Source organism: Mesorhizobium sp. A623 (assembly GCF_054489405.1).
The window spans coordinates 14,411-28,803 of the sequence record NZ_JBTMXB010000013.1 but is presented as its reverse complement, the minus strand read 5'-3'; the positions used below and the strand labels follow the sequence as shown (position 1 = coordinate 28,803).

At 59.7% G+C, this 14,393-nt stretch carries 11 protein-coding genes and 2 pseudogenes; 2 read left to right on the top strand and 11 right to left on the bottom strand.

The window, feature by feature from the left end; genetic code table 11:
- Positions 1 to 264 precede the first annotated feature (264 nt).
- The 8 genes from ACX3P1_RS15090 to ACX3P1_RS15055 form a co-directional block, all read right to left on the bottom strand.
- Positions 265 to 495 carry a hypothetical protein gene (locus ACX3P1_RS15090; protein WP_459080409.1) on the bottom strand — a complete coding sequence of 77 codons (231 nt, stop codon included), beginning with the start codon at positions 493 to 495 and terminating at the stop codon, positions 265 to 267.
- A gap of 71 nt (positions 496 to 566) precedes the next feature.
- A complete protein-coding gene (locus tag ACX3P1_RS15085) occupies positions 567 to 1,562 on the bottom strand; it encodes an ABC transporter permease (protein WP_459080408.1) in 996 nt (331 codons plus the stop codon).
- Entirely contained in the window at positions 1,562 to 2,467 is a 906-nt protein-coding gene (locus ACX3P1_RS15080; protein WP_459080407.1) for an ABC transporter permease, read from the bottom strand. The genes ACX3P1_RS15085 and ACX3P1_RS15080 overlap by 1 nt, the downstream gene beginning before the upstream one ends.
- A 53-nt stretch (positions 2,468 to 2,520) precedes the next feature.
- The gene (locus ACX3P1_RS15075) at positions 2,521 to 4,044 is read right to left on the bottom strand and encodes a sugar ABC transporter ATP-binding protein (protein WP_459080406.1); all 1,524 of its coding nucleotides are present in this window, start codon (positions 4,042 to 4,044) and stop codon (positions 2,521 to 2,523) included.
- A 61-nt stretch (positions 4,045 to 4,105) separates the two neighbouring features.
- Positions 4,106 to 5,209: a sugar ABC transporter substrate-binding protein gene (locus tag ACX3P1_RS15070; protein WP_459080405.1), complete on the bottom strand. Its 1,104-nt coding sequence runs from the start codon at positions 5,207 to 5,209 to the stop codon at positions 4,106 to 4,108.
- Between the two features lie 65 nt (positions 5,210 to 5,274).
- Positions 5,275 to 6,312, bottom strand: a complete 1,038-nt coding sequence (gene pdxA / locus ACX3P1_RS15065; protein ID WP_459080404.1) for a 4-hydroxythreonine-4-phosphate dehydrogenase PdxA — start codon at positions 6,310 to 6,312, stop codon at positions 5,275 to 5,277.
- Positions 6,312 to 7,625 (bottom strand): four-carbon acid sugar kinase family protein, encoded by a 1,314-nt coding sequence (locus ACX3P1_RS15060; RefSeq protein ID WP_459080403.1) that lies wholly within the window; start codon positions 7,623 to 7,625, stop codon positions 6,312 to 6,314. Before ACX3P1_RS15060 ends, pdxA begins: the two co-directional genes overlap by 1 nt.
- Complete coding sequence (locus ACX3P1_RS15055; RefSeq protein ID WP_459080402.1) at positions 7,622 to 8,422, bottom strand: DeoR/GlpR family DNA-binding transcription regulator; 801 nt, start codon at positions 8,420 to 8,422, stop codon at positions 7,622 to 7,624. Before ACX3P1_RS15055 ends, ACX3P1_RS15060 begins: the two co-directional genes overlap by 4 nt.
- A 337-nt stretch (positions 8,423 to 8,759) precedes the next feature.
- On the opposite strand from ACX3P1_RS15055, the gene ACX3P1_RS15050 reads away from it, so the two are divergent.
- Positions 8,760 to 9,668, top strand: coding sequence for an SMP-30/gluconolactonase/LRE family protein (locus tag ACX3P1_RS15050; protein WP_459080401.1), 909 nt, complete (start codon positions 8,760 to 8,762; stop codon positions 9,666 to 9,668).
- Between the two features lie 186 nt (positions 9,669 to 9,854).
- On the opposite strand, the pseudogene ACX3P1_RS15045 reads toward ACX3P1_RS15050, so the two are convergent.
- Positions 9,855 to 10,031, bottom strand: a pseudogene (locus tag ACX3P1_RS15045) (IS110 family transposase); the annotation flags it as partial.
- Positions 10,032 to 10,654: 623 nt separating this feature from the next.
- Between ACX3P1_RS15045 and ACX3P1_RS15040 the strand changes: the two are divergent.
- Positions 10,655 to 11,044 (top strand): annotated as a pseudogene (locus ACX3P1_RS15040) (SLATT domain-containing protein); the annotation flags it as partial.
- A gap of 63 nt (positions 11,045 to 11,107) precedes the next feature.
- Here the strand turns inward: ACX3P1_RS15040 and ACX3P1_RS15035 are convergent.
- Together ACX3P1_RS15035 and ACX3P1_RS15030 are read right to left on the bottom strand one after the other, a co-directional pair.
- Positions 11,108 to 12,187: a response regulator gene (locus ACX3P1_RS15035; protein ID WP_459080400.1), complete on the bottom strand. Its 1,080-nt coding sequence runs from the start codon at positions 12,185 to 12,187 to the stop codon at positions 11,108 to 11,110.
- A gap of 60 nt (positions 12,188 to 12,247) precedes the next feature.
- Complete coding sequence (locus ACX3P1_RS15030) at positions 12,248 to 14,356, bottom strand: ATP-binding protein (protein ID WP_459080399.1); 2,109 nt, start codon at positions 14,354 to 14,356, stop codon at positions 12,248 to 12,250.
- Positions 14,357 to 14,393 lie beyond the last annotated feature (37 nt).

Sequence of the window (14,393 nt, the reverse complement as noted above, 5' to 3'; positions counted from 1 at the left end):
GCGGTGTCGGCTTGCTCCCCCAGTAGGAGACATCAAGACGAGTTGCAGCCGATACCCATCGAACTTGATGGACAAACAGTGGTCTATTGTCGAGCCGCTGTTACCATCACCGAAACGGCGTGGTCGACAACGCCGGATCGGCTTCGTTCCGTGATCGACGCGATATTCTATAGGATGCGATCAGTCCGCCAGTGTCCGTTCCCCAACAAAGGCCGGCTTGTCCGCCCGGTTGGTGGAAGGCCGTAAGATTACCTTGCGTCGCGATCAACCCGATCCCAACCACCACGGCCGCAAGTCCCGACAACGCCTGTCCCGTTGACTAGTGTCGCCGCGCACCAGCAGATAGAACACCCACGGCGCATAGGCCACGCAGGCGGCTACGTTGTAGGCGAACACGAAGATCGGGCCAACCGAAGCGGACCGTTTGGACAGAAGATTCCATGTTGCGTGGATGAACGAGGCAAAGACAACGAGGAACACGGAGGTAAGCGTCATTGAGACCCCCTTGTTCGACTCGCTGTTCCTTGTGTCGCCTTAAATCGGTAGACTGCGGTGGGAGATGACTTTCAGAGGTCCTTGTTCTTATCGGTGAGACTGTGGACCAGCAGCATGGCCAAGATGATCGTCCCGAAGATGATTTCGCGTGCGGCAGCGGGCATCTGCATCACCGAAAGGATCGACGACAGAAGCGTGATGAAGATAGCGCCGACGAAGGTGCCGATATAGTTCCCTCGACCGCCCAGAATCGAGGTTCCCCCGATCACCACAGCCGAGATGACCGGCATGAGATAAGGGTCACCCATGCCCTGATAGGCCTGATTGGTGTAGCCCAGCAGCAGGATAGCGCCGAAACTGGAAAACATCCCGGCAAGGACGAAGGTCACCACTGTCACCAGACGAACCCGTGCCCCGGCAAGGAACACGGCACGTGGCGAATTGCCCAGTGCATAGAGGTAATTGCCATAGACGGTACGCTTGAGCACCCAAACCATGATTACAGCGACTGCAAGCCATACGAGAAAGGCGTTGGGGATGCCGAAGGTCCGACCGATGGCCGCCTGCGTCGCCAGCCAGGGCACCTCACCGTTGGGACGGCTGTTGCCTGTGTAGAAAACCGCGGCGCCAAGCAGCATGGCGTTGACGGCCAGCGTCCAGACCATCGCGGGTACGCGAAAGATGGCAACACCGATGGCGTTCAAGACCCCGACAACCATGCCAAAGCATAGGCCCAACGGAATTGCCAGGCTGGCGATCACCGGATCGGAGCTGTCAGAGACCGAGATGACGACGATCGCCGTGCCGGTGATCGTCCAGGGCACCGAGAGGTCGATCTCGCCCAGCAGGATCACCAGCATGGCACCGGTGGCGATGATGCCAAGAAAGGCGGCGATTTGAAGCTGTTGTAGAATGTAGCCGGGCTTCAGGAAGCCGGGGTACAGTACCGAACCACCCAACAGCAGAACGATGCAGCCCAGCGCGATCAGCAGGACAGATACACGGTCCCGGCTGAGCCAGCGGGGGGATTTGCGGGACGGAACGGATCGTGCGGTCGCATCCCTCATCAGCGGTACAACTCAAGCCGGCTGCGCACCCGGAAAACGCCGAGGGCGCCGAGTGCAATTGCGGTTGCCAGGATCAATCCCTCGAAGAACGGTTGCGCCAACGGTGGCAGCCCGGAGAAGAACATCAGCGACGAGATCGTCTTGAGGATCAAAGCCCCGATTACCGCGCCGATGGGGCTGCCGACGCCACCGCTCAACGCCACTCCGCCCAGTACGACGGCGGCGATCGAGTTCAGCGTGTAGGACGGCGCGATATTGGGATCGCCGGTAAGCGTGACCATGCTGACATAGATCCCGGCAAGGGCCGCGATGAAGCCACTGCTGGCATAGGCGATCAGCTTGAGCCGGTTCACGCGAAGGCCGGTCATATAAGCCGACTGTTCCGACGACCCGACAGCATAAAGGGCGGGGCCGATGGCCGTCCGGCGCAGAAGGACCCACAGCGCAACTAGAACGATAACAAGAATGACCGCCGAGACCGGGATGCCCGCCACTGCATAGGTGAGCGCATCTGACATAGTCTCGTTGATGCTGCCTCCGGGCGTTGGCCGCAGAAACAGGGCGATGCCGCCGAAGATGCCACCGGTCGCCAGCGTCGTGACGATCGGCTGCACCCGACCATAGGCAACCGCGATCCCGTTCACCAGCCCGCAAGCCACCCCGACGGTCAGCACTGCAATCACACCAAAAACAATCGACGCCGGAGAGCCGTCGAGAAGAAATGAAGCGACGACGTTGGTCAGCGCGACAATAGACCCTACCGACAGGTCGATCCCTTTGACCAAAACCACAAAGAACTGAGCGATTGCGGCAAGCCCAAGCAGCGCCCCCTGGTTCGACCAGATGGTAACCACATAAGTAGAAAAGCCGCGTGGATGGATGGCGATATAGCCGGTGAAAAGCACCACCAGCGCGAGCGCGGCGATCGCTTCCTTTGCATTTTGACGAAGCCAGATCATCATGTTTGGGCCTCAGAGTGAAGGTGCATATTCATCGAGGCGGCGATGAGCGCATCGGCGCACAGGTGATCGCCCTTGAGTTCCTTGGCCACTTTACCCCGGTAGAAAACATAGACTCGGTCGCACAGGTGGATAAGTTCCTCATAGTCGGTCGATTGCAGGATAACGGCCATTCCCTCGGCCGCCAGATCGGTGAGCAGCCTGTAGATCTGAGCCTTGGTCGGCAGGTCGATACCGCGCGTCGGGTCCATCAACAGCAGACATTTGGGCGACAGCACCAGCCATTTGGCCAGCACCACCTTCTGCTGGTTGCCGCCTGAGAGCGTCGCGACCGGATCATCGAGCGAACCATAGGTCAGGCCCAGCCGTTCGATCAGCTGTTGGAGCCGTGCCTCGTTATTGCCGTTCAGGTCGAGCATGCCGAAGGGTGCGCGTCCAAGGGCTGCCAAGCACATGTTTTGCGCCACCGACATGCTGGGGATCAGCCCCTCGGTCTTGCGATCCTCGGGCACCAGCGCCAGGCCGATGTCGGATTGTTTCAGCCTTGGCGGCTTCAGACCATTCAGTCGCTTACCATTCAGTGTAATGCGGCCCGTCACCCCGCGCAGCACGCCGAAGATGGCATGCATGATCTGCTGCTGACCCTGCGCGTCCAAACCGCCGAGCCCGACGATTTCGCCGGCGCGCACGGCAAGCGATACATCGACAAGCTGGCTTTGCCAACTGACGTTGGACACATCCAGCACGGTCGGTGCCGCGTCGGGCACCGGCGGGCGATGCGGCGGGAACAGCTCTTCCAGCGAGCGGCCGATCATCAGGCCGACGATCTCATCCGTCGAATGCGCGCCAACGTCGAAGGTCTCAATATGCTTGCCGTTGCGGAAGACGGATATGCGGTCGGCGATGGCGTCGACCTCGTGCATGCGATGCGAGATGAATAGGATCGCCACGCCCTGTTCCTTCAGCATTTTGAGGACACCGAACACCGTTTCGACGAGCTCGCTGGTCAACGCAGAGGTTGCCTCGTCAAGGATAAGGAGCTTGGGCTTGCGGAACACGGCCTTGGCGATTTCCACCAGCTGGCGTTCAGACAGCGACAGGCCCAAGACGCGGGCGCCGAGCGGGATCGACTTGGCTCCTACCAGATCCAGCGCCTCACGCGCCTCACGATAAACGCCACGCTCCATCAGCCCCATCCGAGTACGTGGGGCGGCAAGCACGATATTGTCGCCAACCGAGAGGTGTGGCATCAGCGACAGTTCCTGGAACATGCAGACTGTGCCCTGTTCGGCCGCCTCGCGCGGCGAGGAAAAGCGTGCCGTCTGCCCGCCGATGGAGATCGTTCCCTTGTCCGGCTGGATGACGCCGGCCAACAATTTCATCAGCGTCGATTTGCCGGCGCCATTTTCGCCGAGAATGGCGTGCACGTGTCCCGGCTCGCAGCGGAAATCCACATTGGTCAGCGCGGGAACGCCGCCATAGGATTTCGACACCGCTTTCAGTTCAACATAGCGATCAGCCATGCGGGCCCCCTTGCCGCGGATCTGGCCGGCGCGGGCGCCGGCCAGATCCGTGTGTTCTTGCTCAATCGGCGTTATCGGCAGTCTGGCCGTTCAGCTCATCCGGCGTGAACACGGGGAAGCACTGCGGAAAGCCAGTGGCCGTGTAGAAGGTCTTCGGCAGGTCGGGGAAGAAATCCTTGCCCTCTACCAGATCCGCATTGTTCTTCTGCGGGATCGGCAGGAAGACCTTCTGCGGCAGGGCATTCCCCTCCAGCAGCACGACGGAGGCTTCCAGCGCCATCGCAGCCAACGCCGGTGCTTGGGCGGCAGTGATACCGGGGTACTTCCCCTCATAGACCAGCATCCGCGTGCCGTTGCCGGCATCGAGCCCGACCGGGATGACCGGGTGCTTCGCGGCAGCCATCGCCTCGAGCGCGCCAACGGAGCCCTCCTGGACAACGATGCCGTCGAAATTGCCGCTGGTGGCGATGGCGTCGGACGTCACCTTCGACGCCGTCCCGACGTCCCAGTCGCCCTGGACCTTGATCACCTTCAGATCCGGGTACTTGGAAAAGACCTCGCTGAAGCCCGCTTGGTTGTCGCGATCGACGCTGTTGCCGGGGACGCCATCGATTTCCAGAACCTGCCCCGAAACATCGCCCTTCTTGGCCTTGATGCCGTCGACCACGGCCTGCGCCTTGATCCGGCCCAGTTCGACCTGATCTTCGTTGATCTGCACAACCTGGTCGGAGTCGAGGACGTTGTCATAGGTGACCAGCACTACATCAGCACGCTTGGCACGCTTGACGACCGCGTCGAAGGCGGTGGGATTGACGGCATTGATGATCACGGCATCGTAGCCGGCGGCGATGAAGTTGTCGATTGCAGAGATCTGTGCGGTGGAATCATTGCCCACGGATATGATCTTCAACTCGGACAGCTTGGCCTTGTTGTCGGGACGGGCACCCCAGGCTTTCGCGGTTTGGATGGAATTGGCACGCCAATCATTGCCGACATAGCCATTGACCAAGGCAATTTTGTAGGGCCCCGGCTTCTCCGGATACGAGATCACCGAAGCGCTGTCCGGCGCAGGAGCGTAGCACTCGGGCTTGTAGGTGTCCTGCGCCCAGGCGCTTGTGAACATTTGGGTGGATGCGACAAGGGCGCCCACCATCAGAAGCGTCATATATCTTTTCATTTCACTTTCCTCCCTGTTTTCCGGCAACCATCACCGGCTCTTTAAGTTGAACATTAGCTTTCCCTCGCCGCAGCTACCGCCGTGGAGGCCGAATTCTTGGAACGCGCACCGAACTGGACGGCCTGGTTCAGCGCCTCGATAATGCTGCGCTCGTCCGCCTTGCCGGTGCCTGCGATGTCGAAGGCCGTGCCGTGATCGACCGAGGTACGGATGACCGGCAGGCCCACGGTCACGTTTACGCCGGCATCGATCCCCAACACCTTGATCGGGCCATGCCCCTGGTCGTGGTACATGGCGACGACCAGATCGAAATCGCCCCGGGACGCCCTGAAGAACAAGGTGTCGGCCGGCAGCGGACCTTCGACGTCGATGCCGCGGGCTTGGCAGGCGCGAATGGCCGGCACGATTTTTTCAGCTTCCTCGCCGTGGCCGAACAAGCCGTTCTCGCCGGCATGCGGATTGATCCCGCACACGCCAATCTTGCGGCGGCCGGTACCGGCCTTTTCCAGCACATCCTGGCCGCGCAGGATGGTGCGTTCGACTAGCCCCGGATCGATCTTGGCGATGGCGTCGACCAGCCCGATATGCGTCGTCACGTGGATGACACGCAGATTGGGCGCCGTTAACAACATCGACACTTCGTCGACGTTCAAAAGCGCGGCCAGCATTTCGGTATGACCGGGATAGATGTGCCCCCCGGCCTGCAACGCTTCCTTGTTGAGCGGCGCGGTACAAATGGCATCGATTGTGCCGCTCATTGCCAGGCGCGCGGCGATTTCGATGTAGCGATAGGCCGCATCGCCCGCAGTGGCCGAAAGCCGCCCCCAAGGCAGATCCCGGGGAATTAATCCCAGATCGATGCAGTTGACGATGCCCGATGTGTAGTCTGCCGCCGCGATGGCATCTTCCTTGAGAGCTCGCAGTTCGAGCGCGGTGCCCACGATCTTGCCAGCCGCCTCAAGCCGGCGCAGATCGCCGATCACCAGAACACGGCAACGCGCATGCACCTTGGGACTGGCCATGGCCTTCATGATGACTTCGGGACCGATACCGGCGGCATCGCCCATGGTTATTGCGATCAGGGGAAGCATTACACACCAACTCTCCTGTGGTCCGTTGCCACGTCACGCGAGGCCGTCGCGGCGTGTGAGAATGCAGCCCGGCACACCGCCATGGTCGCGTCATTTCCGAACGCCCCGGCCTTGGTGATCATGGCAAGATCACCGCCGCCAACCGCCATAGACAAAGCGACGCCGGGTTCGATTTCATCGATAAGGCGCAGCGCCCGCACATCGAGCGCCTCTAGCAGGCACCGCGCGGTTTCCCCGCCGGTTGCAAACAGCGCGCCGATCCGGCTTTTGTGATGGGCGATCTGGGTAGCGAGGTCGCCACATTGCCGGGACTTTGCCGTTTCGATGGACGGCTCCGCACCAGCCTGCCAAATCAGCACGGTTTTCCCGGTTTCGAGCGCGGCGGAAAAGCGCCCTTTGAAATCGACCTTGTCCAGATCACCGGCGGAGGCTGTGGGGTCGATGTCGACGACTTCGACCCCATCCAGCGCGGCAAGTGCTGCGGCCTGCCGCCACGAGATTGCCGATCGGCTACCCACAACGAAAACCTGGGCCCCGACCGTTGCGGCAAGCATGTGCTCTGCCTGTGCGCGCTTAAGACCAGCCGCATCCACCAGATGGCCGACCAAACCCGCTGATCCCGCCCAAATCGTCTCCCGACCGAGTTGGAAGGATGCTCTGGCGAGGGCGGCAAGATCGTCGTCGGTCTCGGAATCACAGGCAATGACATCAGACCTTGCGGCCAATCGCTTCATCGTTGTCAGCAGCGCGTCGTCGCCTTCCCGCACGCGGTCAAGTGGCAGCAACTCTGCGCGCAAGCCAGCATCCGAAACCATTTGCGGTAGGAAAGCACGTCCTGTCTTACCCTCGCTCCGCCAGGGCTCGGACTCTTCAAGCGGCCGCCCCCACAAGAGGTGATTGCCGTCGACCGTTGTTCGCCCCAAAGTGGGAAAGGCCGGTGCCAGAACCACCACGCTGTCTGGAACGATGCCACGCCGCGCCGACAACATCGCAGCGAGTTCTACGCCGAAATGTCCGCGCAGTGTGGAGTCAATTTTTTTGAAGACAAGCGAGCGCTTCTTGTGACCGAACGCCGTCAAGATGCGCGCGGTCTTCTCAGCAGCCGCCTCTGCATGCAGGACACGCGTATTGGCGTCAATGGCCACGACGTCAACGAATTCGGCCAACGTGTCCGGCGCCATGACGACGACGGCATCGAGGCCCCGTTTCACGCAAACCACACCGCAATCCGCCGCTCCCGTCAGATCGTCGGCCACGATCAGCAGGGCAGGGTTCCCTCGACCGGCGACAGCACAAGAAGCGGTGAGTGTCATGGTCGCCGATCCAGCGGCACCACGGTGACTTTCACGCCCAGTTGCTCGAGCCGCCTTTTATTTTCTGGATCGAGCCCATCATCGCAAATGATTTCGTCGATGCGCTCGATAGGGCAGATCTCGCAAAATGCAGAGTGATTGAATTTCGAGGAATCGAGCAGCAGAAGCACCCGGTTCGCGGCCTCGATCCAGGCACGCTTGATATTGGCCACCTCAATCGAGGTTTCGCTTGGCCTGAGATTTGCGAGCGAGTGAACGCCAATCAACGCGATGTCGGCCTGCAGCGTACGGATCATGGCTTCGGCGGGAGAGCCGACAAGCGTAAATGATCCGCCGCGCACCTGGCCACCGGGGACGATCAGCTGCACCTTTTGAAAGTCTTTCAAAGCGATGGCGATGCGCAGATCGTTGGTTACCGCCGTCAGGCTCAGATCGCGCTTGACCAGGGAATTGGCGGCTTCGAGTACGGTTGTGCTGGAATCCAGAAAGACACTCTGACCATCTTCGATCAGACTGGCCGCGTGGCGACCGATCGCTATTTTTTCAAGCCGGGCAACCTGACCGGCGATGTCGGTGGCAGGTTCGAAAGTTGTTCGAGAGCGCATGCTCAACGCCGCTCCGCCGTGGGAACGTTCCAGAAAGCCCGCGGCAGACAGGTAGTCGACGTCCCGCCTGGCTGTCGAGATCGACATCCCGATCTCATTGGCAAGCCGATGGATCGAGATCGCGCCGTCCCGCTGGATAAGCTCCAGCGCACGCGCTCTGCGGGCGGCCGGAATAAGGCCCGTTTCGGGCATGGCGCTCCTCCCCTCCAGTTCCATCGCCTTTCTTGTTCAGCCCCCGCTCTCACGGCTGGCCCCGGATGTTCATCGGCACCGGCCGCCAGCGTGATGCATTTCGATCATATTTGACGCTTTTTGATATCCATTCGTCATCAACTTGGCAAGGAGATTCCTGTTTCCGTCGTTTTTGCCCAAAGGGGAGCGCAATCGCAGCATGCTTGACAACTTACGGTAACTAATCTCCCAATAGACATCAAAAATGTGCACGCTATTGGCCCCCAATGGCATTCGCTACTGGCAGGGCCACCTGTTGACGCAGCAGCGGGAGACATGACTTGGGGAGATTTTTGGAATGGCGACCTTCGAGACATTAGACGACCGCTTCAGGCGTTACTCACTGCCGAACGCCTTGCTGGAAAAACTTTACACAGGCATGCGATGGTCCGAAGGCCCAGTCTATTTCGCCGATCAACGATGCCTGATCCTGTCGGACATTCCGAATAACCGGCTGCTACGCTGGGACGAGGAGAGCGGCAACGTCACCATTTTTCGTGCACCGTCGAATTTCTCGAACGGCAACACACGCGACCGACAAGGTCGGCTTATCACCTGCGAACATCGCGAACGCCGGGTGACACGCACGGAGCTGTCCGGCGAAATCACCGTGATCGCCGACCACTACAAGGGCAAGCGGCTGAATTCACCCAACGATGTCGTCGTCAAATCTGATGGTTCGATCTGGTTCACTGACCCAACCTACGGCATCAGCGCCGAATACGAGGGCGGCAAGGCAGAAACCGAGATCGGCAGCTGCAACGTCTACCGAGTCGACCCCGCGGACGGCATGGTAAGCCTGATGGTCGACGATTTCTCGCGCCCCAACGGGCTCGCCTTTTCGCCGGACGAATCCATTCTTTACATCGCAGACTCAGGCTTCTGGCCGGACCCGAATGGCCCGCATCACATTCGGGCGTTCACGGTCACGGATGACGGACGGCTCGTCTCCAGCCGCGTCTTTGCCGATGTGACGCCCGGCATCCCTGACGGCTTCCGCATCGATACTGACGGCAATGTCTGGACCAGCGCTGGAGACGGAGTGCATTGTTTCGCGCCTGATGGCACGCTGATCGGCAAGATCCATGTGCCTGAAAGCGTTGCCAACCTCTGCTTCGGCGGCCCTGCCCGCAATCGCCTGTTCATCTGTGGCCACAGTTCGTTGTACTCCGTGTATGTGAACACGCGCGGGGCCCAGGTTCCATAGCGCCATCGTGCCTTGCACGCCTTCCATGCGGAAAAAAGCTTGCAAACCCGCTTTGTCCGTAGTCGGTTCCTGACGATTACGTAGTCTGCGCATTGCCACTAAGTATGATCGTCGCGCTACTCTTGTGTCGATTGGCAGTTAAACGGAGACCGGAAAGAAGTTGGGGTGTCAGGCGGCGATGGGGATCAACGGCCCGGCTTCAAGTCCGATCCGAACGAATTGCCACGCGGGATTCTTCAAGGTTTGAACGAGGTCTTCCGGGTGGCTGGGGACTTTTATCTCGCGGCAGATCGTACCCGCTTCGTCCAGGACGCATATCGAGGTTTCCTTTACCGAGACGTCCAATCCGGCATAATGTTTCATGCTGCGCTTCCTTTCCTGATGCTTGTGGCTGTTCCAAACAGACCACGTTCTATCATCAGCTCGAAGCGCAGCACCTCACCACCCGGTTTCCAGGAATGGGCTCAAGCCGAATATCCCATCTGTCGCAAAATTATCGCGGCGTAGAATAATGTTCTCAGGCGCCTACGACTCGACATCGAAAATGCCTATCGTGGACTGTTTGAGCGCGGTCCAGACAGCGGTAATGGGCGGATCAGGAATGAATGCGTTCGTCGGATAGAATAATTTTCTACATTTTCGGACCGTCAAAAAAATTTGCGACAGAACCGATTTGCGCGCACGCGACCGGGAAAATCTTTCCGAATAAAGCCGACGCGGGGAGGGTTGTCAGCCTCGTGGCGACAAACGGCTTTGTCGCTAGAGCACATGTTCGCCTGAGACTGGGCACGTCCGTCGGGTTGTGTTGCAACGTTTTGAATACGGGCCTTGTGGCAAGGACAGCCTCTGACCTTATCGGAGGATTGAATGTTCAAGGTACGCGATTCCATCAGCCGGCGACCAGTGACGGGCGATCAGATCACCAATGAAATGAACGCAATTCGCGCTCTTCCGCTGGCCGAACGTATTCAAAATACAAGACGGACCGGATCACGGACCAACGTGAATGGTATGTTGCGAAGGTAAAGTGGAACAGGCGGCGTTTTCGGTTATGGATTGCAATTTGCGTTGTTGTCCAAGGTACTGCGATCGCGTTAGCTCTCCTTCGGGTTCGTCATGACCCCCCATGGATGATTTGGCCAACTGAACCTTTGTTGGTTATCGCCTGGGCAGCCATTGGGTGGATCCAGCTAAAAAAATTCAACGAGCTTGCTTCTGCCTACAGTCTCACCGCTCACGAAATCGGCATCCTTCAGACACGCCTCGGCGCGATAAATAGCGAAGAGAGTTTTTCTGCCTTCGTAAATGAAGCAGAACGTGCATTCTCACGTGAACACACCCAGTGGGTCGCGCGGCAGATTGAGAATGCACCCTAAGTTCGTATCCGTCCGCTTTGATGAGCGCGGAGCCGTTGCAACAAAACCGCTCAGAGCCTGTGTTCAATCCAGCGTCATCGCCATTGGTCCGGCCAGGACAAGGGCGATCAGGTCTGCCTGGCGGTTCGTACTCGTCTTCCGAAACAGGTTGCGCATATGGAAGGCTGTGGTCGTCGGCGAAACTCCGAAACTCGCCGAAATATAGTCGGGACGTTTCCCCTCGGCCAAGGCAAGCGCGATCTGCGCCTCGGTGGGCGTCAGGCCGAAAAGTCCGCACAGAACGTTTTCGGGAACGCAAGGACGGCGTTCAGGGTCCGAAATGAACATGGCGGCGGCCGTCCCCTCGCCGTCATCCTGGCCGGCCAGGGTACAGGCAAGAACAAGCAGGTCGCGGCGTCCCGATGGTCTGGGCACCGTCAGACACATGACCTGGTCATCCCCTTTCAGGCAGGCATCGATCGTTGCCGATATGATGCGCTTCAGTTCCGTGGAATGATCAGCGAGCGACGCCTTCATCGTCTCGCCGATGATTAGCCCGTCATCTTCCCCCGCGTAATCACGCGCCGTGCGATTGGCAAAACGAACCTGGCCATGGCGATCGAGAAGAACAATGCCGAGGGCGACATAGTCAAGGACACGAACGGTGTTGTCGAAAATGCTGCGGGTTTCCTGTTCCTGCAAGTTGGCGAGAGCACCGCGGATTTCGACGACCTCGGCCGCGACCTTATCGCGCATGCGCGAGACCTGACGTAGCCTGGCGCCAATGGTCGCCAGCATCAGTTCGAAATCGATCGGCTTGACGAGATAGTCGTCGGCGCCGGCACGCTTGCCGTCCGCGACTTCTTTCGGATCTGCCAATGCCGTCAGGAAGACGAAGGGAACGTCGGCAAGGTCCGGTCGTGTTTTGCGGACTTCCCGCAAAAGATCGTAGCCATTCTGGACCGGCATGTTTACGTCGCACAGGATGAGGTCGGGGTTCACCGCAGCCAGTTGCGCCATGGCCTGTGCGCCATTGCTGGCTTCGAGAACCGTATATCCGGCTTCCTCCAGCTCTTCGACGAGATCGATACGCAGATCGTCTTCGTCTTCCACGCAAAGCAGCAGCGGCCTGGTCGCTTCAGCTTCTTTGGAAGACGCGTTCATCTCCAGATTTCCAACAGGGCTCTGAGCCATATCGACCTCTTAACACTGGCTTGCGGTTGTTTACGCGACGTCGCGCGACAAGCGGCTTTCCGCAACTTGCGGAAGACGCAGCGTAAAGGTGGATCCGACCCCTTCCTCGCTTTCCACCGTGACATCCCCGCCATGCATGCGCGCCAGATGACGCGCGAGGTTGAGGCCAAGCCCGGTGCCCGCGATATGGTGCGCGGTGCTGGCCCGGAAAAATCGCTCGAACAGACGCGGTAGCTCGTCGGCGGGAATGCCGACGCCATCGTCTTTCACAGAGCAGCAGAACGATCCGCCGTTGGCCCAGACGTGCACCTCGACCGGGGCCGTTGACGGTGAATATTTGAGCGCGTTCGAAAGAAGGTTCGTCAGAACCTGCTCGACCAGAACCGGATCGCACTTCACTTCCATCGGATCATTCTTGGCCGATACCAGAATCCGGCGTCCCGGCATGGCGTCCTGCTGGTGCGCGCAGGCGCCGCGGACCAGAGCGGCGACATCGCAATCATTCGCATTGACATGTGCCGGTTCGGCATCGAGACGCGTGGCGCTCAGTGTCGTGTCGATAAGCTGGGTCATTCTGCTGATGGCGGCTCGTATCCTGGTGGTGCGTTCGGCAAGTTCATCGGCCGTCACTTTTTCTCCGCGGCGTGCGAGCCGTTGAGTACTGGAGTCGATGACGGCCAGCGGTGTGCGAAACTGATGCGAGGCCATGGCGGCAAAACTTCGATAGAACTCATTGACGCCCTGCTCCTTCTTCAGCGCTTCCTCCAAAGCGAGTGCGGCCATCTTGTATGGCGTGACATCCGCTAGGCGCATGACGGTTCCCCCCGTGGGCATCGATCTGATGGTCATCTGGATCCATTTGCCGCCCGCCATATGGAGATCCCTGCGCACATCGCTTCCCTCCGTGAGTTCACTATCGGGATGAGCGCCCTGATCCGGGTGGGCCAATTGCATCACGGCATCCATTACATGCTGAACCGGCGTTCCGGCCGCGACCAGATCGTCGTTCAATGGCAGCAGGTCACGAAGATGACGATTGGCCAGGACCAGTCGGCCTTCCGTGTCGAAAGCTGCAAACCCGTCCGGCGCCGTGTCGATCGCCGACACGAGCTGGAGCTGGGCATGTTCGAGATCGCGTGTCCGTTCCTGGACGAGCTTTTCGAGCTGGCTGCTGTGGCGCGCCAATGCACGCTGGGCGGCATGGCGTTCGGTCACATCGCGAATGAACAGGATAATACCGGTCGTCTTGCCCTCGGTATGCAATGGAAAACATGCCAGGTCGATATAGACCTGTGCCGCGTCCGGTTTCGGGACGAACATCTCGTCGCCGACGAAGACCTCCTCCCCGGCCAGCCCGCTCTCAAGTGCGGTTTTGATCGATGGCTTCTCGAAGAAATTGGAAACCTGCGCGATCTCCATTCCGGTGCAGCTTGCGGCTGTGACGGCGAAGAGGCGTTCCGTGCCGGGGTTCAGCAATATGCATCGCAGCCCGCTGTCCAGCGCCACGATACCCTCGCCGCTCGAGTTGATCAGCAGGTCGGAGAATTCCTTTTCCTTGCGGAGCGATCGCTCCGCGGCTCTTTCCATGTGGAGAGTGAGCAGCAGCCTTACCGCCAGAAACAGCCCGCTGAGCATGATGCCGATGGCAGCGGCGATGACCTGCAATACAGCACTTCGGTATTGGTCGAGCCGCGCTCCCGATTCTTCCCACTGCCTTATCATCGCCGCGTTGGCGACCCGACCCAACAGCGCGTTCAAGGGTTGCAGCGCTTCGTGAAGCTCGTCTGCTATGACTGTTGCACCCGGCATGATTGTGTCGAGGCGGGGCTCGAAAATATGGACAGCCTCCGAATGTTCGCCGATGGCATGGGCCATCCCGAGTTCATCCAGGTACCGGGCCTGCGGCCCCTGGGACAGCAGTTTCAGGCGGCTCAGCAAAATGTCGTACCGAAGCCGAATATCCGTATTTTCGAGGTCGCCGTTGGTCCGCCTTGCGACCTGTTCATCGAGGCGCAGACCGGCGATTTCCGCCTGCGTGAGGACCCAGAGCATGTTCTCTCCGACATTGAGACGCATGTCCTTTTCGATTCTCGCCAGGGTCGACATGGAGAACGCCAGGAAGACGGCGAACGCCACCACGACAATCGCCGGCACGCCGTACGAGATGAGATTTCGA